This window comes from Allofournierella massiliensis, from assembly GCF_964241245.1.
GTDB classification, from domain to species: domain Bacteria; phylum Bacillota; class Clostridia; order Oscillospirales; family Ruminococcaceae; genus Allofournierella; species Allofournierella massiliensis.
Genome location: NZ_CAXSWZ010000004.1, coordinates 112101 through 134580, shown reverse-complemented (window position 1 = coordinate 134580; position 22480 = coordinate 112101). Strand labels below are relative to the sequence as shown.

21 protein-coding genes are annotated in these 22480 nt (G+C 56.4%); all 21 read right to left on the bottom strand.

From position 1 onward, the window contains the following. Positions 1–33 precede the first annotated feature (33 nt). Positions 34–375, bottom strand: a complete 342-nt coding sequence (gene rplS / locus ACESYO_RS03835) for a 50S ribosomal protein L19 (protein WP_058962954.1) — start codon at positions 373–375, stop codon at positions 34–36. Positions 376–535: 160 nt separating this feature from the next. Then, positions 536–1180, bottom strand: coding sequence for a TIGR03936 family radical SAM-associated protein (locus ACESYO_RS03830; RefSeq protein WP_058962953.1), 645 nt, complete (start codon positions 1178–1180; stop codon positions 536–538). Then, positions 1152–3023, bottom strand: coding sequence for a TIGR03960 family B12-binding radical SAM protein (locus tag ACESYO_RS03825; RefSeq protein ID WP_283127896.1), 1872 nt, complete (start codon positions 3021–3023; stop codon positions 1152–1154). Before ACESYO_RS03825 ends, ACESYO_RS03830 begins: the two co-directional genes overlap by 29 nt. A gap of 57 nt (positions 3024–3080) precedes the next feature. Next, on the bottom strand, positions 3081–3497 hold the full coding sequence (locus ACESYO_RS03820; RefSeq protein WP_276870152.1) for a zinc metalloprotease: 417 nt from the start codon (positions 3495–3497) through the stop codon (positions 3081–3083). Then, positions 3494–4465, bottom strand: a complete 972-nt coding sequence (locus ACESYO_RS03815; RefSeq protein ID WP_373209526.1) for a M23 family metallopeptidase — start codon at positions 4463–4465, stop codon at positions 3494–3496. Before ACESYO_RS03815 ends, ACESYO_RS03820 begins: the two co-directional genes overlap by 4 nt. Further along, positions 4452–6587: a polyphosphate kinase 1 gene (gene ppk1 / locus ACESYO_RS03810; RefSeq protein ID WP_373209573.1), complete on the bottom strand. Its 2136-nt coding sequence runs from the start codon at positions 6585–6587 to the stop codon at positions 4452–4454. Before ppk1 ends, ACESYO_RS03815 begins: the two co-directional genes overlap by 14 nt. A gap of 6 nt (positions 6588–6593) precedes the next feature. Then, positions 6594–6965, bottom strand: coding sequence for a ComEA family DNA-binding protein (locus ACESYO_RS03805; RefSeq protein WP_058962948.1), 372 nt, complete (start codon positions 6963–6965; stop codon positions 6594–6596). 164 nt (positions 6966–7129) lie between these two features. Continuing rightward, positions 7130–8077, bottom strand: coding sequence for a transketolase family protein (locus ACESYO_RS03800; protein ID WP_058962947.1), 948 nt, complete (start codon positions 8075–8077; stop codon positions 7130–7132). Between the two features lie 5 nt (positions 8078–8082). Further along, positions 8083–8925 carry a transketolase gene (locus ACESYO_RS03795; protein ID WP_058962946.1) on the bottom strand — a complete coding sequence of 281 codons (843 nt, stop codon included), beginning with the start codon at positions 8923–8925 and terminating at the stop codon, positions 8083–8085. Then, positions 8918–9760, bottom strand: a complete 843-nt coding sequence (locus ACESYO_RS03790) for an HAD family hydrolase (RefSeq protein WP_058962945.1) — start codon at positions 9758–9760, stop codon at positions 8918–8920. The genes ACESYO_RS03795 and ACESYO_RS03790 overlap by 8 nt, the downstream gene beginning before the upstream one ends. After that, positions 9748–10680, bottom strand: coding sequence for an RluA family pseudouridine synthase (locus tag ACESYO_RS03785; RefSeq protein WP_058962944.1), 933 nt, complete (start codon positions 10678–10680; stop codon positions 9748–9750). The genes ACESYO_RS03790 and ACESYO_RS03785 overlap by 13 nt, the downstream gene beginning before the upstream one ends. Further along, on the bottom strand, positions 10667–11164 hold the full coding sequence (gene lspA, locus ACESYO_RS03780; protein ID WP_058962943.1) for a signal peptidase II: 498 nt from the start codon (positions 11162–11164) through the stop codon (positions 10667–10669). The genes ACESYO_RS03785 and lspA overlap by 14 nt, the downstream gene beginning before the upstream one ends. An 85-nt stretch (positions 11165–11249) precedes the next feature. Continuing rightward, positions 11250–12029: a DivIVA domain-containing protein gene (locus tag ACESYO_RS03775; RefSeq protein ID WP_373209527.1), complete on the bottom strand. Its 780-nt coding sequence runs from the start codon at positions 12027–12029 to the stop codon at positions 11250–11252. A gap of 27 nt (positions 12030–12056) precedes the next feature. Further along, positions 12057–12854, bottom strand: coding sequence for a YlmH family RNA-binding protein (locus ACESYO_RS03770; RefSeq protein WP_373209528.1), 798 nt, complete (start codon positions 12852–12854; stop codon positions 12057–12059). Beyond that, on the bottom strand, positions 12838–13284 hold the full coding sequence (locus ACESYO_RS03765; protein WP_058962940.1) for a cell division protein SepF: 447 nt from the start codon (positions 13282–13284) through the stop codon (positions 12838–12840). The genes ACESYO_RS03770 and ACESYO_RS03765 overlap by 17 nt, the downstream gene beginning before the upstream one ends. 165 nt (positions 13285–13449) lie before the next feature. Beyond that, the gene (locus ACESYO_RS03760; RefSeq protein WP_373209529.1) at positions 13450–14667 is read right to left on the bottom strand and encodes an HlyD family efflux transporter periplasmic adaptor subunit; all 1218 of its coding nucleotides are present in this window, start codon (positions 14665–14667) and stop codon (positions 13450–13452) included. A gap of 75 nt (positions 14668–14742) precedes the next feature. Beyond that, positions 14743–15699 carry a tRNA (adenosine(37)-N6)-dimethylallyltransferase MiaA gene (miaA, locus tag ACESYO_RS03755; protein ID WP_373209530.1) on the bottom strand — a complete coding sequence of 319 codons (957 nt, stop codon included), beginning with the start codon at positions 15697–15699 and terminating at the stop codon, positions 14743–14745. Continuing rightward, a complete protein-coding gene (mutL, locus tag ACESYO_RS03750) occupies positions 15683–17746 on the bottom strand; it encodes a DNA mismatch repair endonuclease MutL (RefSeq protein WP_373209531.1) in 2064 nt (687 codons plus the stop codon). The genes miaA and mutL overlap by 17 nt, the downstream gene beginning before the upstream one ends. 28 nt (positions 17747–17774) lie before the next feature. Further along, complete coding sequence (gene mutS, locus ACESYO_RS03745; RefSeq protein WP_373209532.1) at positions 17775–20369, bottom strand: DNA mismatch repair protein MutS; 2595 nt, start codon at positions 20367–20369, stop codon at positions 17775–17777. A gap of 105 nt (positions 20370–20474) precedes the next feature. After that, positions 20475–20882 carry a YlbF family regulator gene (locus tag ACESYO_RS03740; RefSeq protein ID WP_058962935.1) on the bottom strand — a complete coding sequence of 136 codons (408 nt, stop codon included), beginning with the start codon at positions 20880–20882 and terminating at the stop codon, positions 20475–20477. Positions 20883–20967: 85 nt separating this feature from the next. Beyond that, the gene (miaB, locus tag ACESYO_RS03735; RefSeq protein ID WP_373209533.1) at positions 20968–22350 is read right to left on the bottom strand and encodes a tRNA (N6-isopentenyl adenosine(37)-C2)-methylthiotransferase MiaB; all 1383 of its coding nucleotides are present in this window, start codon (positions 22348–22350) and stop codon (positions 20968–20970) included. Between the last annotated feature and the right edge of the window lie 130 nt (positions 22351–22480).

Here is a 22480-nt window from a genome sequence, read left to right as displayed (position 1 = left end):
GGGCAATATAAATTGCCCCTTTTTTGTCGATTATCAGATCTGCTCCTTAACCTTGGCAGCCTTACCGGTGCGGCTACGCAGGTAGAACAGCTTCGCACGGCGAACCTTACCGCAGCGAACAACCTCAACCTTCTCAACGAAGGGGGAGTTCACGGGGAACACGCGCTCCACGCCAACGCCGTAGGAAGAACGGCGAACGGTAAAGGTCTCAGCCACGCCGCCATGCTTCTTGGCGATCACAGTGCCCTCGAAGGCCTGGATACGCTCACGCTCGCCTTCCTTGATGCGAACGGACACGCGAACGGTGTCGCCGACTTCGAACTTGGGCTGGTTCTCTTTGATCATGCCCTCGGTGATAATCTTCATTGCGTCCATTGTAAAATCCTCCATTTTTATCGACGTTCGTACCCGTGCAAATGGCCGCACAGCAGAGGACCGCCTGTTTTAATGATATACATTAACCCCGCTGGTTGGAGCCAGCGAACACTAACGCCTGAATATTGTATCATAGCCTGTTTGCTTTTGCAAGGCTTTTTTACCGAAAATCCGTCTGATCTTCCAGTAAAAGTGCGGTGCGCAGCACCGAAACGTCGGTGGGATTGAGCCCGCAGTGCTCCTGCATGAAATTCAGCCAGAGCGAAGGATTCAGATTGTTTCCCTCACCCGCAGTCAGCAGCAGCTCTGCCTGCAGTTCATTCTCCTTCTGTTCGGTCTCAATGCGGGGTAGTGCCTGCTTCAGGTCAATCTCCTTGTGGCCGCGCTTGGTCTTTTTCTGAATCACGGCGGTTTCCAACTGATTGTATGCATCCACACTGGCCTGTGCGCTCAGCGGCATGCGCAGCTGATAACGCGCAAAGCTGATCTTTTCCGCCTTGTACTGGGGCAGCGTGACGCGGGTCACCTTGATGCCCAGAGGCATTACCCGGTCCAGAGCCTGCCGCCAGTCCTCCAGCGGTACCTGCTCCAGCTCGGTTTTCACATCCACGCTCTCCACCAGACTCTCCTGTCCCAGAGGCAGAGGATTGGCAAAGGTCATATAGATATGGGGGTTGAAGCCCATGGTGTACCACACCGGAATTCCGCTGCGCTTGATGGATCTCTGCATGACACGCTGCAGATCCAGCAGAGAAATGTAGGATGCCTCCCCTGTCTTAGTGAACCAGATCCTTACTGTAGTCAAAGCAGGCACCTCCCAACAGTTTATTTGCACCACAGGCGCTGCATACCCGGTTGCAGGGCTGCGTGGTCTGCGCCATGGTGGCTTTTTTGTATTCCCGCACCAGGAACTCATGGCTCACACCGTAGTCCAGATGACTCCAGGGAGTGAGCTCGTCCAGTTCAATGAACCGGTTGGCATAAAAAGCGGTGTCCATATTGAATTCCCGGAAGGTCTCCAGCCAGGTATCGTACTGGAAGCACTCGTCCCAGCCGTCGAAGAAGCAGCCCTTGCGATAAGCAGCCTCGATCACAGGAGCCAGCCGCCGGTCGCCCTTGGCGAACACAGCCTCCAGGAAACTGGTCTTGCTGTCGTGATAGTTCACATGAATCTTCTTGCTGTGAACGCTGTGCAGCAGATGCTGCTGCTTTTCCCGCAGCATCTGTTCAGTGTCCTGAGGAACAAACTGGAAGGGAGTGTGAGGCTTGGGCACGAAACAGGCGCAGCTGATGGTCACCTGCGCCCCGCGGCCCTTGGGCTTGTTGGGGTTGGCGTAATACAGCTCCACGATCTGCTGAGCGGTTTTGGCGATACCCTCAATGTCCTCCAGCGTCTCGGTGGGCAGGCCCATCATAAAGTACAGCTTTACTGAAGTGTAGCCTGCGTTAAAGGCCAGCGTGCAGGTTTTTTCGATCTCGTCCCAGGTGATGTTTTTATTGATTACATCCCGCAGGCGCTGTGTACCCGCCTCCGGAGCGAAGGTCAGACCGCTCTTGCGTACCTTGGTGGTCTTTTCAATCAGGCTTTCGGTGAAGTTGTCAATGCGCAGCGAGGGCAGCGAAATGCTCACATGTTCCTTTTCCGTCCAGGGGGCCATATCGTCCAGCAGGGTCTCCAGCTGGCTGTGGTCCGAAGTGGACAGACTGGTCAGGCTGATCTCCTCATAGCCGGTATTGGCGCACAGATCCTGTGCGGCGCGGTTCAGCAGCTGGGCATCACGCTGACGCATGGGCCGGTAGATGAAGCCCGCCTGGCAGAAGCGGCAGCCGCGCACACAGCCGCGCAGCACCTCGATCTGGGCGCGGTCGTGCACCGCACCCACCATGGGCACCACGAAATTGGTGGGCAGCTTCTGGGTATTCATATCCTTGATGATTGCCTTGTGAATCACCGCCGGGGCGCAGTCCTCATTGGGGGTGATGGCCTGAATGCGGCCATCCTCTTTGTAGCTCACATCGTAGAAGGACGGCACATAGCAGCCTTCGATCTTAGCCAGACGACGCAGCAGTTCCTTCTTGCTGATGCCTTCCTTCTTGGCCTGCTCCACAGTGGCACACACCTCGGGCAGCTGCAGCTCACCCTCGCCCAGCATCATCATGTCAATGAAGTCGGCAATGGGCTCGGCGTTGCACACGCAGGGGCCGCCGGCTACCACCAAAGGCCAGCTTTCGTCCCGGTCCTTGCTGTACAGCGGAATTCCCGCCAGATCCAGCATGGCCAGAATGTTGGTGTAGGACAGCTCGTATTGCAGGGTAAAGCCCACAATATCGAATGCCGTCAGCGGATCCTTGCTTTCCAGCGCATAAGTGGGGATGTGCAGGCGTTCCATCTCCTGCTTCATATCCAGCCAGGGCATGAAGGCACGCTCACACCACCAGTTGGGGCGCTCGTTCAGCAGCTCATACAGGATCTTCATGCCCAGAAAGGACATGCCCACCTCATAGGTATCCGGAAAGCAGAACGCAAACCGGAGATCCACGTCTTCCTTGTTTTTTATGATGCACCCGGGCTCACCGCCGGTATAGCGGCCGGGCTTCTGCACCCGGGCCAGGGCCTCCTTTAATTTCGGATCAAACACTTGCTTCATTCCTTTGCAATTTGAATGTTACAGTTCATTGTAACCGATTTGCGCGGGAAATGCAATTTATCCGCCGAAGAAATTGTTCCAGATCCGTTTGCCGTCCAGTGGCCCCACCGGAAGCAGGTTAAATCCGCCCACCAGAAGGTTGGTTCCCAAAAAGAACCACCCCCAGTAACTGGCACTCTGCTGCATCCACAGGTATGCTGCCCCTGCTGCCATCAGGTTGACCGCCGGGCCTGCTGCAGCAAGGATTCCTTCTCTCCGGGGCGAAAGCTGCACAGTACCCAGACACAGTCCGATTCCACCGGGCGAAAGCTCCAGCACCGGAAGCATCCCGGTGAAAAGGATCCACGCCGCAATATGCCCGCTCTCGTGAAGCAGTGAACACAGGAAGCTGATTCGCAGAATTCCCAGATGATCGTGCGTCAGTCCAAACCACAGGCCCAGCAGCATCAATTCCGGCTGTCGCAGCCGGATCAAACGCCTGCCTCCAGTGCCTTTGCGGGATCATAGCGCACATCATTGCAGAACAATTCAAAATGCAGATGCGGGCCGGTGGCCGCCCCGGTCTGCCCCACGGTACCCAACACATCATCCAGAGTTACCCGCTGCCCCTGCCGCACAAAAATATACTGCATGTGGCAATAGCGGGTTACCAGACCATTTTCGTGAAGAACCTGTACATAATTCCCATAAGAGGCATTCCATGCGCTCTTCTGTACAATACCACTCCATGCCGGGTGAATGCCGGTTCCCTCTGCCACCGCCAGATCAATTCCGGTGTGAAAATCTGCCTTTCCGGTAAAAGGGTCACTGCGCCAGCCATAATCGGATGTGACGGTATACCCGCGAACGGGCAGAGAAAGCGTATTTCCTGGCACCAACGTTTCCAGAGAGTTCCCTTCCGGCGCTGCCCGGCGACTCCATCCCCCAGCGCCATACCCTAAAGTCAGTGTATTTTCCCCGGAAAGTCGTTGCATTGTCTCCATGGCCTGTACACTCAAATCCCGAACTGCTGCACTTGCAAATTTCACCAGCTCCTCCTCTCCGGACAGAGCAATTCCCTGATAGCGCAGCTGCCGGTAACCGGCCTGAAACGTCTCATAGAGGGGTGGCGAAATCGTGCGGACGGCAACAACACAAAGCAAAATCAAACCACAGATCAAAATCTGTAACGTAAGAACCGGATTCTTCCGTTCCGGGTTCTGCCTCTGAATCGGCGGGCGCAGCAGCTGCTCTACTTCCTGTCGGCTGGCAAGCACCGGGGGCATTGTCTCGTTTGTTTCCACATTCCACATGGGCGATCCTCCTTTTTTCTGCGGCAAGAACACTATTGCATTTCTATTCCATTTCCCGCCGGGATAGCCCTCTTCTCTGCAAAAAAATCCCCCGCCCGGATGCAAGCGCATCCCGACGGGGGAATGAAATGTAATTTTACTTATTGCCATGCAGAAGGTTGGCGATCTTTTGCAGCAGACCAGTTTTCGGCGCAGGTGCCTGCACTGTCGGCGCTACCGGCAGTACAAAGCTATCCCGGAACAGATCATACAGGGCCATCTGGCTGTCCACGCGAGGTGCACCCGGCTCTGCCTTTACCTTGGAATAGCTTCCATCCGGCTTCATCTCCCGGGCATTTACATTGTCGCTCAACTGAAGCTCCAGAATTTGGCGCAGCTTGTTGGCCAGTGCCCGATCCGGCACCTTCAAGCCAACCTCTACCCGGCGTTCGGTATTGCGGGTGAGGAAGTCGCCGGAAGCAATATAGACACGCATGTCGTCACCGTCGCCAAAGCAGTAGATACGGGAGTGCTCCAGATACCGCCCCACAATGCTCCGGATTCGCAGATTGTCTGTGCTGCCGGGTACCCCGGCGGTCACGCAGCAGATGCCACGCACGATCATATCTACCGAAACGCCTGCACAGGACGCCTCGGACAGCTTTTCGATCACGTTTTTATCGCTGACCGAGTTATTCTTCAGGATAATGCGGGCAGGCTTACCCTCCTTGGCCTTCTGAATCTCCCGATCCATCTCCTCCAGCAGAACGCTCTTAAAGCACAGCGGAGCCACCAGCAGATATTTGGTATTGTTTGTGAGCCGTTCTACCGCCAGGTTGTTGAACACAGCCGATGCTTCTTCACCAATTTCCGTGCGGGTGGTCACGTAGGAAAGATCGGTATACTGCTCACTGGTCTTTTCGTTGTAGTTGCCGGTACCGATCTGGGTGGTGTAACGATAACCGTCCTTGGTGCGGCGGGTAATCAGGGTCAGCTTGGAATGAACCTTGTAGTCATCCAGACCGTACAGCACCGTACAGCCAGCCTCTTCCAGCTGTTTGGACCAGTCAATGTTGTTCTGCTCATCAAAACGGGCACGCAGCTCCACCACCGCTACGACCTCTTTGCCATTTTCCGCCGCGGCTATCAGGGCCTGCACAATCTGGGAATCCCGCGCCATACGATACAGAGTCATCTTGATGGAGATAACCTCCGGATCAAAGGCCGCCGCCATCAGCATCTTGATGAAGGGGCGCATGCTCTGATAGGGGTAGGCAATCAACACATCATTTTTCTGCACTGCCTCGCTCAGCTTATAGCCATGAGGTGCCTGCATCGGCTTTGCCGGAGCATAGAACAGCTCGCTGTGGCCTTCATTCTGCAGCCGAGCTGTGAGCTTAAAGCAGTAGGAAAGATCCAGAGGGCTGCTCTGGTTGAAGCACTGCTGCGCAGGCAGAACCAGTTTTTCGCACAGATAGTTTTTCACTTCCTGCGGGGGCTGGTTCCAGAACTGGATGCGAACTGCGGCCAGCTTACGGCGCTTCTTCAGCAGCTCGCTCATAACCTGCCGGTAGTCAATGTCCTGATCGAACATGCCCTCCTTCACATCGATATCCGCGTTTCGGGTTACCCGGAACAGGCACTTTTTCTGAAGAATCGGGAAAACCAGCTCCGCATAGTGGTAGATCAGCTCTTCCACCAGGCCGTAATACAGCGCATCATCCTTCTTCAGGTACAGCACACGCTCAAACTGGCTGCCAATGGGAATCAGGCCAAAGGACAGATTCGCATCGCCTTTCGCCTTCAGTGTAGCACATAAGTAAATTTCCTGATTGCGCAGGAACGGGAACGGGTGCCGATGATCGATAATCTGCGGAGACAGCACAGGAAACAGCTCGCTCTGGAAATACTTTTTCCAGAATTTTTCGTCCTCTTTGTCCAGCTTCTCAAAATCAATCTTCCGATAACCGATCTGAGCCAGATTATCCCGCAGCTTTGCCACGTATTTGTCGCACTGATCCTGCAGCAGGGCTGTTTTAGGCATAATCGCTGCCAGTTGCTGAGCTGCCGTCATGTTGGTCTTGTTTTCGGTAATCTCATTTTTCAGCAGCGTGCGGTCATACAGCGAACCCACACGAACCATAAAAAACTCATCCAGATTGCTGCCGTAAATTGCCGCAAACTTCATCTGTTCCGCAAGAGGAACCGTCTTGTCCTTGCTCAACGCCAGCACACGCTTATTGAAATCAAGCCAGCTGAGCTCGCGGTTGATGTAGATGTTGTTTTGTGTCATCACGATCTATCTCTCCTCTTTTTGCATCTCATCTGCTTCGATGTAAAGCCTGGAACGCCATTCCTCGATGCTTTTTGTGGATATTCCGTCGACCTGCTCCAGTTCATCCAAACTGGAAAACGGCCCATGAACTTCCCGATATTCCAGAATCGCCCGGGCCTTTTTCTCCCCCACACCGGGAAGCGAACACAGAGCGTCGATCCCGGCCGAGTTCAATTCGACCATCTCCATCTGATGTGCATCAAAGGGCTCGGATGCAACGGTTCGATACCCCGGCTGCCAGAACGGTACGCTGAACCAGAGCGCCCCCGTCAGCAATAACAGCAGTGCTGCCGCACAGCACAGCAATACCTTCCTGGTATTTCGCTCCTTTGTCATCCCGTGCTGCATCCTTCCCTGTTCGGCCGTATTCCGACCCCTTTTGTCCGAACACGGTCTTTTTTCTATTATAGCACAAAACCCTGCCATTGTTTGTAAAGATATACAAAAATCTCCCGCTTCGACAAAATGCGAAACGGGAGATTTTCATTCAATCAATCTGATCAGCGTGCCAGGCAGTCGCGCACCTTCTGCGCGATTGCGGAAGCAGTAAGACCATAATACTCCAGCAGAGCGTTTGCGGGGCCGGACTGGCCAAACGCATCCATAATTGCCACAGGAGCAACCGGGCAGGAAACACCTTCCCCAACCATTGCCTCGCAGACTGCGCTGTAAAGACCGCCGATCACACTGTGCTCTTCAGCGGTTACGATGCAGCCGGTCTCGTTGGCAGCATTCACCACAGCCTGCACATCCAGAGGCTTGATGGTGTGCATGTTCACCACGCGAACCTGCACGCCTTCCTGGGCCAGCTGTTCTGCCGCCTCCAGCGCACGGGCAACCATCAGGCCGGTGGCAATAACAGTTGCATCCTTGCCCTCGCGCAGGGTAACTGCACGACCCAGCTCGAAGTGATAACTTTCCGGGTCATTGACCACAGGAACTGCCAGACGGCCCAGGCGCAGATAAGCAGGGCCATAATACTCTGCCAGTGCACGCACGGCCTGGCAGGCTTCGGTATCGTCAGCAGGATTTACCACAACCATGCCGGGAATACCGCGCATCAGGGCAATATCCTCCACGCACTGATGGGTCGCGCCATCCTCACCCACGGAAATGCCCGCGTGGCTGGCACAGATCTTCACGTTCAGATGGGGGTAGCCTACCGAGTTGCGGATCTGCTCATAGGCACGTCCGGTGGCAAACATGGCAAAACTGGAAACAAAGGGGATCATTCCCGCAGCAGCCATGCCGGCCGCAATGGAAACCATGTTGGCCTCTGCGATGCCGCAGTCGAAATGGCGTTCGGGGAATTTCTCCTGGAACATACAGGTCTTGGTGGATTCCGCCAGATCGGCGTCCAGAACTACAATCTTGTCATTCTCCGCGCCCAGCTGCGCCAGAGTACGGCCATAGCTCTCACGGGTAGCGATCGGTTTAGTCTGCATCATCGTTTTTATACCTCCAGTTCGGCCGCCGCAGCGCGGAGCTCTTCCATGGCCTGTTCATACTGCTGCTGATTGGGGGCCTTGCCATGCCAGCCGGCCTGATTCTCCATAAAGGATACGCCCTTGCCCTTTACCGACTTCTGTACAATCACACTGGGCTTGCCCTTTACCTGACGTGCTGCAGTGAAGGCAGCATCCAGGCTCTCGAAGTCATGGGCATCTGCGGCAAACACTTCCCAGCCAAAGGCACGGAATTTCTCATCGATGGGATAAACCGAGCAAACATCGCTCACGTTACCGTCGATCTGCAGGTTGTTGTTGTCCACCACAGCAATCAGGTTGTCCAGCTTGTGATGAGCCGCAAACATGGCAGCCTCCCATACCTGGCCTTCCTGCAGCTCGCCGTCGCCCAGCACAGTGAACACGCGCCAGTCAGCGCCCTGGGTCTTTGCTGCAAGCGCCATACCCACAGCAGCAGAGATGCCCTGCCCCAGGCTGCCGGTGCTCATATCCACACCGGGAGTTCCCTTCATATCCGGATGACCCTGAAGCATTGCGCCCAGATGACGGAACTTCTTCAGCTCTTCCCGGTCAAAGAAGCCCTTCTGAGCCAGCACAGAATAAAGTGCCGGGCAGGTGTGTCCCTTGGAAAGCACCAGCCGATCCCGCTGCTCCCAGGAAGGGTTCTTGGGATCCACCCGCATCTGTACCTCATAGAGATAGGTCAGGGTATCGGCCACTGAGAGTGAGCCACCCGGATGGCCGGAAGCGGCCTCGTATACCTCATTCAGAACGTCCTGCCGGACCTGATTCGCCATTCGCTTCAGGTGGTTCATCGTCTGTTTATCCATGCTGTTCCTCCCGTTGTTTTCCCTCATGTTTTTTCACCAATGCATACAGGTACTCTCCCACACCGCCATCTGTGCAGCGTGCGACCACCTCATCGGCTGCATTCTGCACCTCCGGCGGTGCATTGCCCACGGCCACCGCATATCCGGCGGCAGCCATCAGCTCCAGATCGTTGAAATAATCCCCGATCACGACGGTATATTCCATAGGGATGAGTTCCCTGCGGCAAAGCTCTTTCAGTGCGGACGCTTTCGAAACATGCTCCGGCATGATTTCGAAATAGATAAAATTCGTAGGCACAAACTGCAGCCCGGGGTAGGTCTTGTCTGCAAAATACTGCTGTACCTTGAACAACGCGGCAGGATGTGCCGCAAAAACAACCTTGGCCCAATTGGGCGGCACCTGCTCCAGCGGACAGAGTACACACCCCATCTTCTCATCCTTCATGTGAGCGGTGGTATACTGGTTGGCCCGCACCACATAGGGGCGGCCTTCCTCCACCATAATTTCCACACCCAGATCCGGGAAGGCTGCCATTGCTTCTTCAATGGCCTGCCGGGCAGACTCCTCATTCAGAAAATGCAGATCCACCGCTTCGTCCGCGTGAATATCATACAACACAGAACCGCCACATGCAATAGCCGGGCAGGAAAGTTCCAGCCCCTGAAGCGCTGCACGGATCGATTCCGGCGGCCGGCCGGTAGCCACCGTAAAGCGGCCACCCATGGCCATAAACAACCGGATCGCCGCCAGATTGCAGGCCGGAATACCTTCTCTGGCCGTGAGCAGGGTGTTATCCATATCGCATACTACAAGGTACTTTTTCAGCGATTCCATTCTTCCTGCTCCTTTCCCAGCGAGCGCAGGAACCGGGTGAAATACTCCGGCAGCTCACTGTCGAATTCCAGATATTGCCCGGTAATCGGATGCACAAAGCCAAGCGTTTTTGCATGCAGGCACTGCCCCTGCAGGCTCTTGATCACATTTTTGGGCCCGTAAACCGGGTCACCCGCCACCGGATGCCCAATGCTTGCCATGTGTACCCGGATCTGATGGGTACGCCCGGTTTTCAGGCGGCATTCCAGATGGCTGAACCCCTGATAACGCCCCAGCACATGGTAGGCAGTGTAGGCATACTTGGAATTCTGCTCGGTGACCGCCATCTTCTTCCGGTCTGTTTTGTGGCGGCCAATGGGCGCTTCCACAAAGCCTTCATCCTGCGCAAACCCGCCATATACCACCGTCTGATAAACCCGGTTAATGCTGTGCACCGCCATCTGCTCAGACAGACCGGTATGGGTCACATCGTCCTTCGCCACCACCAGAAGGCCACTGGTGTCCTTGTCGATGCGGTGAACAATACCGGGGCGAACCACGCCCCCAATGCTGGACAGCCGCCCCGCACAATGGTATAGCAACGCATTGACCAGCGTTCCATCCGGGTTGCCCGGCGCGGGATGCACCACCATCCCCTTGGGCTTGTTCACCACCAGAAGATGTTCATCCTCATAAACAATATCCACCGGGATGTTTTGAGGAACTGCATCCAGCGGCTGGGCGTCGGGAACCTCCACACAGATGGTGATCCCGGGCTGGATTTTCTGATTTTTCGCGGCAGACTTGCCAGCGTAAAGCACTCCGCCCTGCTCCATCAGCTGCTGCAGGGCGCTGCGGGAAAGCCCGGTTTGGGCAGCCAGGAACCGGTCAAGCCGTTCACCCGCCTGCTCAGGCTGCACCACAAATTCAAATCGTTCCATCCGTTTTTTCTCCAGAAGCCTTCTTTTTGGCAGCCAGCTCTTCCAGAATCAGGTTCAGGACAAGCAGGCCGATTCCCGTGCAGACCAATACGTCTGCCAGGTTAAAGATCGCAAAGCGGATAAACAGAAAATTGATGTAGTCCACTACCTGGTGATTGAACACCCGGTCGATCCAGTTGCCGATTCCACCCGCCAGAACCAGCACCCAGGCCCAGTACTCCAGTTTCCGTGCCGGGCGTTTGATCAGCAGATAGGCCGCAATGGCCAACATCGCCACACTTGTGAATGCAATCAGAAAAATCTGCTGGCCACTGAAGCTGCTGAAGGCTGCGCCGTCATTCAGATAATAACGCAGCTCCACCACCCCGGGAATGAGCGGCATCGCCCCCACCGGTGCGAGCACAGCCGTTGCCCAAAGCTTTACAGCCTGATCCAGAATCACAAGCAGAGCCACCACAACGGCAGTAATCAATACAGTTGTCAAAACCAATGTTCTCCTTTAATCTTCCGATTCGCAGCAAAGGCGGCGCCTTTTTCAAAACGCCGCCTTTTCAAGCTTTTTATTCCAATCAATCGGTAAACTGGATTCCCTTGAAGCCCTTGAAGGCCGGAGTCTGCTCCGGCTGCTCCGCCTGTTTGGGCTCCTCGGCATGTTCCGGGCTGAAGGTCTGTGCGGAGAAATCCTCCTCAAAGAATTCCTCCACCGTGTCCAGCATATTGCCGGACTGCTCGGAATTCTGCTCCCCATACAGTTCAGACAGATCCGGGAACTGCATGGTCTCCTCCTTCGGCTCCTCCATAGCGGGAGTTTCCGGAGCAGACTGTTCCTCAACCTGAGGCTGTTCTGCCTCCTGAACCGGTTCCACAACAGACTCTTCCACAGGAGCAGGCTCTTCAACCTCTTCATCGCCAGGCAGCCCGCTGATCAGTTCAATGTGCTGCTTGTACATCGCCAGAAGAGTATTCTTGAAGTGGGCCACTTCCGCCTTGACCCGCTCCAGCTCCTGCTGCTGTTCTTCGCTCTGCTCCTGCGCCACCCGGGTCAGGGTGTCGGCACGAATACCGGCTTCGCGCAGCAGAGATTCCGCCTTCTGCTTTGCTTCCCGAATCACGCTTTCGCCCATACGCTGCGCATTCAGAAGAGCCGTCTTCAAGTTATCTTCATCGCGGCGATACTCTTCGATCTTCTCCGCAAGGATATACAGTTTCTTTTCCTTGTCGGCGTTGTCCGCGGCCAGCTGCTCCATATCCTGAGCTACCTGCTGCAAAAATGCGTCCACATCCTCCGGCCGATATCCACGCATAACCTTGTCGAATGTGACGCTGCGGATTTCCTGCGGTGAGATCATAATTTAATTCCTCCAGTGCTTCTGGTATCAATATTGAAAAAATGTAATAAACTGGCGATCCTTTTTGCTTTTTCCGCCAATTTCCTCCAGACGAAAGCGTCCGCTGCCCCGCACGGTGAACAGATCTCCCTGATACACCGGCGCATGCGGATTGCTCACGGCCACATGGTTGATCTCCAGTCGGCCGCCGCGCACAAGGTCTGACGCCTGACCGCGGCTGCACCGCAGCATCGCTGCCAGAACGGCATCCGCCCGAAGGGAGGAAACCGTGGCGCTCTGCCGGACCCGCTCCGGCTCCTGCACCGGGATCTGGTCATAAAACCGCTCGGTGTGAACAGAGCAGCGCCCCACACCGGTCAGCTCACTGCAAATCAGCTCTGCCGCCGGCTCCAGCGCACACACATAGGCCGTGCCCGGAGCATTGGGATCCAACACGATATCACCAATGCTGGAACGGTCCAGACCAAGGCCCAGAACCGCCCCCAGATAGTCCTTATGCCCAGGTATGTCCTGTACATGAAGGCATTCCATTCGAACACAGGCAATGGGCGAAAAGCCGCAGGCCCCCGCAGGCTCGATACACAGTACTCTGCGTTCTGCAAACGGATAGCCTCCATCAAAGGAATATTCCTCACAGCCTTCCCTGTTCAGGGCTGCCAGTGCCAGCGTCTGCTCGCGATCACTCAAAAAAGAGCTGTAGCGCGCAATTCCCCGGTTCATGGCGATGGCGCACAGATCCAGGACCCGCCGCATCAGCAGCCGCTCCTGATCATTCTGAGGCGGAACAAAGCCCCTCTGGGCAGCCGGATCAGAAGAATACGCCATTGCTCTCCAGCTCGTCCAGCAGATCGCCCATGATATCCACGTTATAGGGAGTGATGATGAAGGTGCTGTTGGCAACACGCTTCATCTGACCATTGTTCGCATAGGCAACACCGGACAGGAAGTCCACCAGACGGCGGGAAACCTCTTTGTTGGTGGATTCCAGATTCAATACAACGGTACGCTTTGCGTTCAGATGATCTGCCACGGTGCTGGCATCGTCAAACCGCTCGGGCTTGACCAGAACCACCTGCAGCTGCGTGGTGGCGTTGATGTTCACCACTTTATTCCGCTTACCGGTATTCTCCGGCGGATAATCCTCCTCCGGAGCGGCGCCGCCGCGGGAGGGGTTAATAAACATATCGTCGGTATCGTAGTAATCGTCGTCGGCGTCATCGCCCACGCCCAGCATGCTCTTCACTTTATCAAACATCTTTCATTGCTCCTTCCAATGTGCATTGATAAGATTGCCCTTTTTCATGCAAGAAAAATATAGAATCAGTTAGTATATATTATCGCTGTTTTTCAGTAGCCTGTCAACAGCCTGTCAACAAACAAAAATCATTTTTTTGCCTGCCGCCATAAATTTTCCTCGGAATCAGCTCAGGATTTTTCCATCCTTCAGATCGGTGCCTTCCACAATCACTTCGTCAAACATACGCAGCTCATTGTCGGTACCAACCTTTCCGTCCTCCGCCACCAGCAGATATTCCTCATTCTGATAAACGATCTGAATTTTTCGCCAGCGGGCCAGATTTCCGTACTTCACATAAACGCCCTTTTCGCCGTCCACAATGTGAAGTGCATCCGCGTCCACCCGGAGCCCCTCATAGGATTCAAAATCGATTTTGGCTTCTTCCAGCGAGAGCCCCAGCACATCCGCGCCGATGTATTCGCAGTGCAGCACAAATTTGGCAAGCCCCTGTTCCTCGTCCAGCTCAATGGATTCCACTGTTGCCGGCAGAGTTTTTTCCGCCACACCGGGAAAGCTGATTTCCACACTGGAAGCATTCTGGAACTTCTTGCCCTCTTCCAGGCTGCAGGTTCCATAGAAATACCAGGCATAGCTGGTCACGATCTTGCCTGCGCCTTCCAGCGGCTGAACCCCGTCACCATTCTGAATCGACTGCGCCAGAGTAGTCGCGTCCATTGCATCCAGACCTTCCCGGGTCAGCGAGAGTATATCTGCCGAATCGGCCGCCACAAAATAGCCGCCCACCGGGGCCGAGATGGTTGCAGGCTGCCCCAGCTGGGCCTGCACCTGATCCTTCAGAGTTTGCAGCTCCTGCTTGGCCTGTGCAAAATTGCTTACGGCGCCAGTCATGATCTGAATCTTGTTGGCTGCCAGCAAATACTGGTTACCGGCCTCCCCGACCTGATCGTAAGCCTGCATGTCGATACAGTCCAGCAGGTCATACAGAGCGTTCTGCTGCTGCTTATAGAGCATGTCCACATCGGTACCACTGGTGTTTTCAGACTTTTCCAGCAGGCTGAGCTGGGTCTCGATCTCCTCCAGCTGCCGGCGGCTCTGGGCCTGTTCCGTGCTGGTGTAAACTTCCGCTACTGCAGTTCCGGAGGCAACCCGTTCGCCGTTTTCCACCAGATAACCCAGATCCCCGCTGCCTTCCACGGGAGTCTGATCGAACACCACATAACCGTCTGCAAAGACGCTGTCGGACATGACATATTCCACCGCTGTTTCGGTGCGGTAGGGCCGGTTCAGAATGGCAAACAATTGAACCCCCAGATAGACCGCCGGCACTACGAGAATCGCCAGAACGATTGCCGTGATGATTTTTTGCTTGGAGCTTCGCATGCTTCGCTCCTCCTGTTGCAATAGATTTGGGTCAGAGCCGCCTGATGGCTGCCCCTGTTTTATGGATTCAGTGGTTCACACACCAGGCTCCACTTGCGGCCAGTGCGCGTGAATATGGGCAAGTGCCTGCGCCTCCAGATTGCCCTGAATTCCATCCAGCCAAAGGGTCTGGGGCATACGGCGAAACCAGGTGAGCTGCCGCTTTGCATAATTTCGGGAAGCCTGTTTGAGCTTGTCCACACAGGGCTCCAGCGGGCTTTCTCCGCAGAAATACGGAAAGAATTCCTTATAGCCGATGGCCTGAGCAGCTGTATGGTAGGTATCCCGATGATCATAGACCAGCCGGGCCTCCTTCAGAATTCCCTGCTCCAGCATCAGATCCACCCGGCGGTCAATCCGCTGATACAAAACGCTTCGGTCCTCAAAGCCGATGCAAAACAACAGACTGTCGTAGGGTGGCTCGCTCGGTTTTGATTCTGCCCGCTGCCGGGTCATGGTAACGCCGGTGATCTGGAACAGCTCCAGCGCCCGCAGCACCCGCCCCACATTGTTGGGGTGAACCGTGGCCGCGTACTCCGGGTCGATCTGCGCCAGCTTTGCGTGCATGGCATCGGCCCCCAGCTGGGCCGCCTGCTCCTCCAGCTGCCTGCGCACGGCCGGGTCGGTTTTCTGTTCAGCAAAACGAACTCCGCTCAACAGGCTTTCCATATAAAGCCCCGTTCCGCCCACCAGCACCGGCAATTTCCCCCGGGCGCTGATGTCACGAATGCAGTGATCTGCAAGGGCCACAAAATCCGCCACGCTGAACGTCTCTTCCGGCGCGAGGAACCCCACCAGATGATGGGGCACTCCCTGCATTTCTTCTTCGGTCACCTTTGCGGTGCCCACATCCAGCCCGCAGTAGATCTGCATGGAGTCCACACAGACCACCTCACCGTTCAGCCGTTTGGCCAGCGCCACTGACAAAGAAGTCTTGCCGGAAGCTGTGGGCCCGCCGATGGCCAGAACTTTTGGTTTATCCGATCCGCCCAAACTGTTTTTCCAGCTCCTTCTTTGTCAATTTCAGCACCACCGGTCTGCCGTGGGGGCAGAAGGGCGGCACCTTGCCATCCAGAATATCCTGCGCCAGATGCATCAGTTCGGCACTGGCGGTGCGGTCGCCTGCCTTGATGGCGGCCCGGCAGGCAATGGAATGCAGCACCCACTCGGTCTTTTCGCTCAGTGCATCCCGGCTGCCCCGGGCCAGCTTTGCAGCCAGCTCGCAGATCAGACCCTCCACGTCCGGGGTCTCCACATCGGCCGGAACCGAACGAACCAGCACCGTGCTGCCGCCGAAGTCCTCGGTCTCCACACCTGCATCCCGCAAAAGAGATTCATGTTCCAGAATGGCGTTCTTCTCTTCGGCGGAAAGGTTCACCGTAACCGGGGCCAGCAGCATCTGACTGCTCACCTTTCCGTAATCCGCAGCTAACCGCTCATAGAGGATGCGCTCGTGGGCCGCGTGCTTGTCAATCAGACACATCTCCTGTCCACGCTGGGTGATGATGTAGGTTTTGAACACCTCGCCCACATACTGCAGCGGCTGGCTGGTTTGCTCCGGCTCCATTGTCTGCTGCAAAGGTTCTGGTTGTGGCGTTGATTCCGTCAGCTTCGTCTGTTCGGCGGGCTGCTCTTCGATTACCACGGGTTCCGGCTGCGGCGCGGGCTGCACCGCAGGCATCGCCCACTGCCCGGCAAACTTCTTCTCCGGTTCGGAATACTTTGCCAGTGGAACCGGTTCTGAGCGAAGGCCCTCTCCCACCGGGGTGGCAAAGGAATTTTGCCCATTTTGCCAGTTGCGGGAAATGCGTGGAACATCCTCTTCGTCCGGAACCGTAACAATGGGCTCCAGCGGCTCCTCTTTTTTGGGAGAAACCCGCCAGATTTCACTGATTTCAGCCTTTCGGGGCTCCGTTTCCGCCGTAAAGTCATCTTGCTTCACAGCGAAGTTGAACGTTTTTTTCGTCGGTTCCGGCTGTGCCGCAGGCTGCTTAACCGGTTCCTGCTCAGGTGTTTTGCCCGCAGCAAACTGAAACTGCTGCTCCCCGCTGCCGGGCTGGCCCAGCGCATTTTTCACTGCACCGTAAACCGCGTCGAACACATCGTTTTCCCGGGCGAAGCGCACCTCGGTTTTGGCGGGATGAACGTTCACATCCACCAGCTGTGCCGGCATATCCAGCATCAGCACACAGCCCGGAAACTTGCCCTGCATCAGGGTTCCCCGGTAGGCGTTCTCCATGGCGGCCATCATGGTACGGTTCTTTACAAATCGCCCGTTGATGAAAAAGAACTGCATGCCCCGGCTTGCCCGGCAGGCCCGCGGCGGGGTAATCAGACCGGACACGGAATAGTTGCCCATGCTGGTTTTGACCGGTAGAAGATCCCGGGCGAATTCCTTGCCCAGCACCGCATAGACCGCGCTGCGCAGGTCTCCATCGCCGGGAGTCTTGTAAAGCAGTTTCCCTTCACGGATAAAAGACACGCTCACCTCAGGGTGAGAAAGGGCAATCCGGCTGACCGTCTCGCCCACAAAGGTGCCCTCACTGGAATCCTTCTTCAAAAATTTCATCCGGGCGGGTGTATTGTAAAAAAGATCCCGTACCGAAATGGTGGTTCCGATGGGGCGCGCCCCAGGTTCCATACCCAGCTCTTCCCCGCCCTCAATGCGGTAGCAGCAGGCAAACTCATCCGGCTCGGTGCGGGTGAGCACCTCCACCCGGGCCACACTGGCAATGGACGCCAGCGCCTCGCCGCGGAAGCCCAGAGTGTGGATGCTTTCCAGATCCTCCTGGGTCTGGATCTTGCTGGTGGCATGGCGGATAAACGCGGTGGAGATATACTCCGCCTCAATGCCGCTGCCATTGTCTGCCACCTGAATCAGCGAAACACCGCCCCGTTCAATGGTGACCGCCACCTTTGTAGCGCCGGCATCGATGGAATTTTCCAGCAGTTCCTTCACCACAGAAGCAGGCCGTTCCACCACCTCACCGGCGGCGATCAGCTCCGCGGTATGCTTGTCCAGAATATGTATGACCGCCAAATCCGGTCACCTCCCTGAAAGCGCCGCCTTATTGCAGCGCGTTTTTGATTTCACACAGGAATTGCAGTCCCTCAATACCGGTCAGGGTATTCAGATCGGTATCCCGCAGCTTGTCCAGAATTTCGCTGGGCAGAGCCGGGCTGCTCATCTCTTCCACAACGCCGAAGTCCAGCTGCTCCACCTGTTGCTTTTTGGGTGCTGCCGCTTCCAGCGCGCGCAGTACCTCCTTGGCCCGCTTGGTCACACTGTCCGGCAGACCGGCGAGCTTTGCCACCTGAATGCCGTAGCTGTCATCGGCCGGGCCGCGCACAATGCGCCGCAGGAAGGTGATGTCGTCGCCCCGCTTTTTCACTGCAATGTTATAGTTTTTCACGCAGTCCAGGGTATTTTCCAGCTCAGTCAATTCATGATAGTGGGTAGCAAACAGAGTCTTGCAGCCAATCTGGCCGGCAATATGCTCCACCACTGCCCGGGCAATGCTCATGCCGTCGAAGGTGGAGGTGCCGCGGCCGATTTCGTCCAGAATCACCAGACTGCGTTTGGTGGCGTATTGCAGAATCTCAGCCACCTCGGTCATCTCCACCATGAAGGTGGACTGCCCGGCCGCCAGATCGTCCGACGCACCCACGCGGGTGAAGATGGCATCCACCACACCCACCCGACACTCCTGTGCCGGGACAAAGCTGCCAATCTGGGCCATCAGGGTGATCAGCGCATTCTGGCGCATATAGGTGGATTTACCGGCCATGTTGGGGCCGGTGATGATGAGCATGCTGTTTTCGCCGCAGTCCAGCAGAGTGTTGTTGGGCACGAACAGGCTGCCCTTGAGCATCTGCTCAATAACCGGATGCCGGCCTTCGGTGATGACCAGCTCGTCGCCGTCATCCACAACCGGACGCACATAATTGTTGTTCACCGCCACCTGCGCCAGTGCAGTAAGCACATCCAGCTGCGCAAGGGCGGAGGCCGTGTTCTGCACCCGCAGAATCTGAGCGGAGAGGTCCTTCAACAGATCCTCAAACAGCTGCCGCTCCAGCGCCAGAAGCCGCTCGCTGGCACCGAGGATCTTGCTTTCCAGCTGTTTTAATTCCTCGGTGATGTAGCGTTCCGCGTTGGCCAGAGTCTGCTTGCGGATAAAGTTCTCCGGCACCTGGTCGGTGAAGGATTTGCTGACTTCCAGATAATAGCCGAACACCCGGTTGTAGCCCACCTTCAGGGTGCGGATTCCGGTCTCCTCCTTCATGCGGGCTTCCAGCTGGGAAAGATAGCCCTTGCCGCCATGCACAATGTCACGCAGCTCGTCCACCTCTGCGCTGTAACCCTGCTTGATCACGCCGCCATCCTTCAATGTGGCAGGCGTTTCCTCTTCCAGCGCTGCAAAAATCCGGTCCCGGATATCCTCCAGCGGATCGATCTGCTGCGCAAGTGCATCCAGCTCCGGACAGCTACAGCCGGAAGCCAGTTCCCGGATCAGGGGCAGCTGGGTGCAGGTGCTGGCCAGCGCGTAAATCTCCTTGGGGGTGGCGGAGCCATACACCGTGCGGGTCATCAGGCGCTCCATATCGAACACATGGGACAATGCCTCGCTCAGCTCGGCCCGCTGGATGTTTTCGCTGTAAAGGGCCTGCACACAGTTGAGCCGGCGATTGATGGCCGCCGAGCTCACCAGCGGCTGCTCCAGCCAGCTGCGCAGAAGGCGCTTGCCCATGGCAGTCTGGGTCTTGTCCAGCACCCAGAGCAGAGTGCCCCGTTTCTCGCGGCCGCGCATGGTCTCGGTCAGCTCCAGATTGGCACGGGTAACCGGGGAAAGCTGCATGTACTGGGCTTCGGCGTAGCTGTGTACCAGCTTCAGCCGCTCCACACCTTTTTTCTGGGTGCGGTGCAGGTAACCCAGCAGCGCGCTCAGCGCCGCGTGGGCATTGCCCTCCCTGCCAAGGCCGGTGGCCTTGGGCCAGTCCGCGCCAAACTGCTCGGTCAGCAGACGCTCCACCTCATCCGGGGCGTAGCACTCATCCTCCATCAGCTCCACCGAGCAGGTCATGTGCTGCTTGATATAGGCGGTCACGTCCTTAAAATCCAGAAGCGCCGTGTTGAACAGCAGCTCACTGGGATTGTAGCGGCACAGCTCTGCAATCAGCTGGGTGGAGAGTTTCTCCCCCGCCAGCTCGGTGGTGTGGGCGCTGCCGGTGGAAACGTCCGCAAAGCAGACGCCGATGCACCCATTCTTTAAGTATACACTGCCGATGTAGTTGTTTTTGTCGTCCTGCAGCATGCTGCTTTCGATTACGGTACCCGGCGTGATCACCCGGATAATATCCCGCTTGACCAGACCCTTGGCGGTGGCGGGATCCTCCATCTGCTCACAGATGGCAACCTTGTACCCCTTTGCAATCAGCTTCGCCACATAGTTTTCGTAGCTGTGGAAGGGCACACCGCACATGGGGGCGCGCTCCTCCTGCCCGCAGTCCCGGCCGGTGAGGGTAAGCTCCAGTTCCTTGGACGCAAGAATCGCATCGTCATAGAACATCTCGTAAAAATCGCCCAGCCGGAAAAAGACGATCTCGTCCTTATGCTTCTTTTTGATTTCAAAGTATTGCGCCATCATGGGCGAAAGCTGTGCCAACGGTTATCACCTCTGCATTTTTTCAAACGGGAAAGAGTGCGGCCCAAAGAGTACTGGGACTCAGCACCCTCCGGGCCGCACGAACGCTTTTATGGCAAATGCCTTTTAGTGGCAGCCGGAGCAGGAAGAGCAGCTGCCGCTGCAGCCGGCCTGAGGCTCCTGTACGGTCATGGGATCGCCGCCGTTCATCGCAGTGTTGATGATGGCATCGATGTAACCGATCAGAGCTTCTGCCTCAGCCTTGGCCTCGTTGTAGGCAACCATGCTCTCGCTGTTCATGATGTCGGTGTACAGCTGGTTGACCTTGGCATTCAGCTCGGCCACCTTAGCTTCGTCGCGCTCGTCCTTGGCAATCTCGTTGTTCAGATCCAGACGGGCCAGGTTGAACTCGCCGATCATGTTCTGCAGGGTCTCGTCCGCATCGTTGGCTTTGCGGGCGGCATCCAGCGCCAGGTAACGGGCGTCAGTCTGCAGGGCTGCGGCGGCTTTCTTAAACAGGTCGATAACGTCCATGATGATTCTCCTTTGATTGGAACAATTTATATAATAAAAATATTATACCACAAAATTATAAAAAACAGCGGCGTGCGCAGTTTTTTCACACAAGTTCGCCTTTGAGCACCGTGCCACGGGAACCGGTCAGGTGCACCATGGCATAGCTGCCCACCAGCGATGGTTCGGCGGCAAACTCCACCACCAGATTGTTGGTCAGGCGGCCGGAAAGGGTGCCTTCGTCCCGCCCGGGGCCTTCCACCAGCACACGCTGGGTCTGGCCGGTCATATCCGCCACCAGCTTGCGGGCAATCTCATCCTGCACGCTGAGCAGCCGGGCCATGCGGTCGGTCTTTTCCTTGCGGGTGATGGGGTCCGGCATGGTGGCAGCCTTGGTTCCGCTGCGCTTGGAGTAAATGAAGGTAAACAGCTGCATGTAGCCTACCTTGCGGATCAGCTCCAGCGTGCCCTCAAAATCCTCCTCGGTCTCGCCGGGGAAGCCCACGATGATATCGCTGGAGAAGGTGATACCGGGAATCTTCTCCTTGGCGTAGTCCATCAGCTCCAGATACTGGGCCACGGTATAGTGGCGGTTCATCTGGGCCAGAATCCGGTCGCTGCCACTCTGCACCGGCAGATGCAGGTGGTTGCAGATCTTGTCCTGCGCGGCGATGGTGTCGATCAGCTTGCGGCTGGCATCCTTGGGATGGCTGGTCATGAAGCGGATGTGATAATCGCCGGGCACGGTGCACAGCAGATTCAAAAGATCCGAGAAATCAATCTTTTCCTCCAGGCCCTTGCCGTAGGAGTTCACGTTCTGCCCCAGCAGGGTGATCTCCTTGTAGCCCGCAGCCACCAGCTCCTTGAACTCGGCCAGAATATCCGCGCTGCGGCGGCTGCGCTCCCGCCCGCGCACATAGGGCACGATGCAGTAGGTGCAGAAGTTATCGCAGCCGTACATGATGGGCAGCCAGGCCCGGAAGTTGGAATCCCGGCGGATGGGGGTCTCCTCCACCACCTCGGCCCGCTCGGTGGGCGTGAGCAGGATGCGCTTTTTGTTGCCGGCGATCTTCTCGCACAGCAGCTGCGGCAGGGTGTCGATGCCGTTCACACCGAACACGATATCCACAAAAGGATAGCTTTCGCGGATTTTGTCCACGATGCTCTGCTGCTGAGCCATGCAGCCGCACAGGCCAATGATCAGGCCGGGCTTATCCTTCTTGAGCCGCTTGAGCGCGCCCACGTTGCCGAACACCCGCCGCTCCGCGTGCTCCCGCACGGCACAGGTGTTGAAGAGGATCAAGTCAGCCTCCTCCACCGAGCCGCACATGCCGTAGCCGATATCCGCCAGAACGCCCTTGATCTTCTCTCCGTCATTCACGTTCTGCTGGCAGCCGAAGGAATGCACATAGGCCAGCGGGGGGCTTTCGTACCATTTGGCCACCAGCTCCGCCGCCTGTTTGTTATGTTCAAAATGAATGATCTCCAAAATTCGAGCTCCTTCTGAAAATAGCGTGGTTTCAATATACCGTTCCAGTATACAATACTTTTGCCCATTTCACAAGCCCTTTGCGCTGTGATCCAGTGGGCTGCCCGTGCAAAAATGCAGGCAGACAAAA

Coding starts and splice junctions, on each gene's coding strand:
- rplS (WP_058962954.1), bottom strand. CDS start 375: ATGGACGCAATGAAGATTATCACCGAGGGCATGATCAAAGAGAACCAG.
- ACESYO_RS03825 (WP_283127896.1), bottom strand. CDS start 3,023: ATGAAGCAAGTGTTTGATCCGAAATTAAAGGAGGCCCTGGCCCGGGTG.
- ACESYO_RS03815 (WP_373209526.1), bottom strand. CDS start 4,465: ATGGCAATAAGTAAAATTACATTTCATTCCCCCGTCGGGATGCGCTTG.
- ppk1 (WP_373209573.1), bottom strand. CDS start 6,587: ATGACACAAAACAACATCTACATCAACCGCGAGCTCAGCTGGCTTGAT.
- ACESYO_RS03805 (WP_058962948.1), bottom strand. CDS start 6,965: ATGACAAAGGAGCGAAATACCAGGAAGGTATTGCTGTGCTGTGCGGCA.
- ACESYO_RS03800 (WP_058962947.1), bottom strand. CDS start 8,077: ATGATGCAGACTAAACCGATCGCTACCCGTGAGAGCTATGGCCGTACT.
- ACESYO_RS03795 (WP_058962946.1), bottom strand. CDS start 8,925: ATGGATAAACAGACGATGAACCACCTGAAGCGAATGGCGAATCAGGTC.
- ACESYO_RS03790 (WP_058962945.1), bottom strand. CDS start 9,760: ATGGAATCGCTGAAAAAGTACCTTGTAGTATGCGATATGGATAACACC.
- ACESYO_RS03785 (WP_058962944.1), bottom strand. CDS start 10,680: ATGGAACGATTTGAATTTGTGGTGCAGCCTGAGCAGGCGGGTGAACGG.
- ACESYO_RS03775 (WP_373209527.1), bottom strand. CDS start 12,029: ATGATCTCACCGCAGGAAATCCGCAGCGTCACATTCGACAAGGTTATG.
- ACESYO_RS03770 (WP_373209528.1), bottom strand. CDS start 12,854: ATGGCGTATTCTTCTGATCCGGCTGCCCAGAGGGGCTTTGTTCCGCCT.
- ACESYO_RS03765 (WP_058962940.1), bottom strand. CDS start 13,284: ATGTTTGATAAAGTGAAGAGCATGCTGGGCGTGGGCGATGACGCCGAC.
- ACESYO_RS03760 (WP_373209529.1), bottom strand. CDS start 14,667: ATGCGAAGCTCCAAGCAAAAAATCATCACGGCAATCGTTCTGGCGATT.
- ACESYO_RS03740 (WP_058962935.1), bottom strand. CDS start 20,882: ATGGACGTTATCGACCTGTTTAAGAAAGCCGCCGCAGCCCTGCAGACT.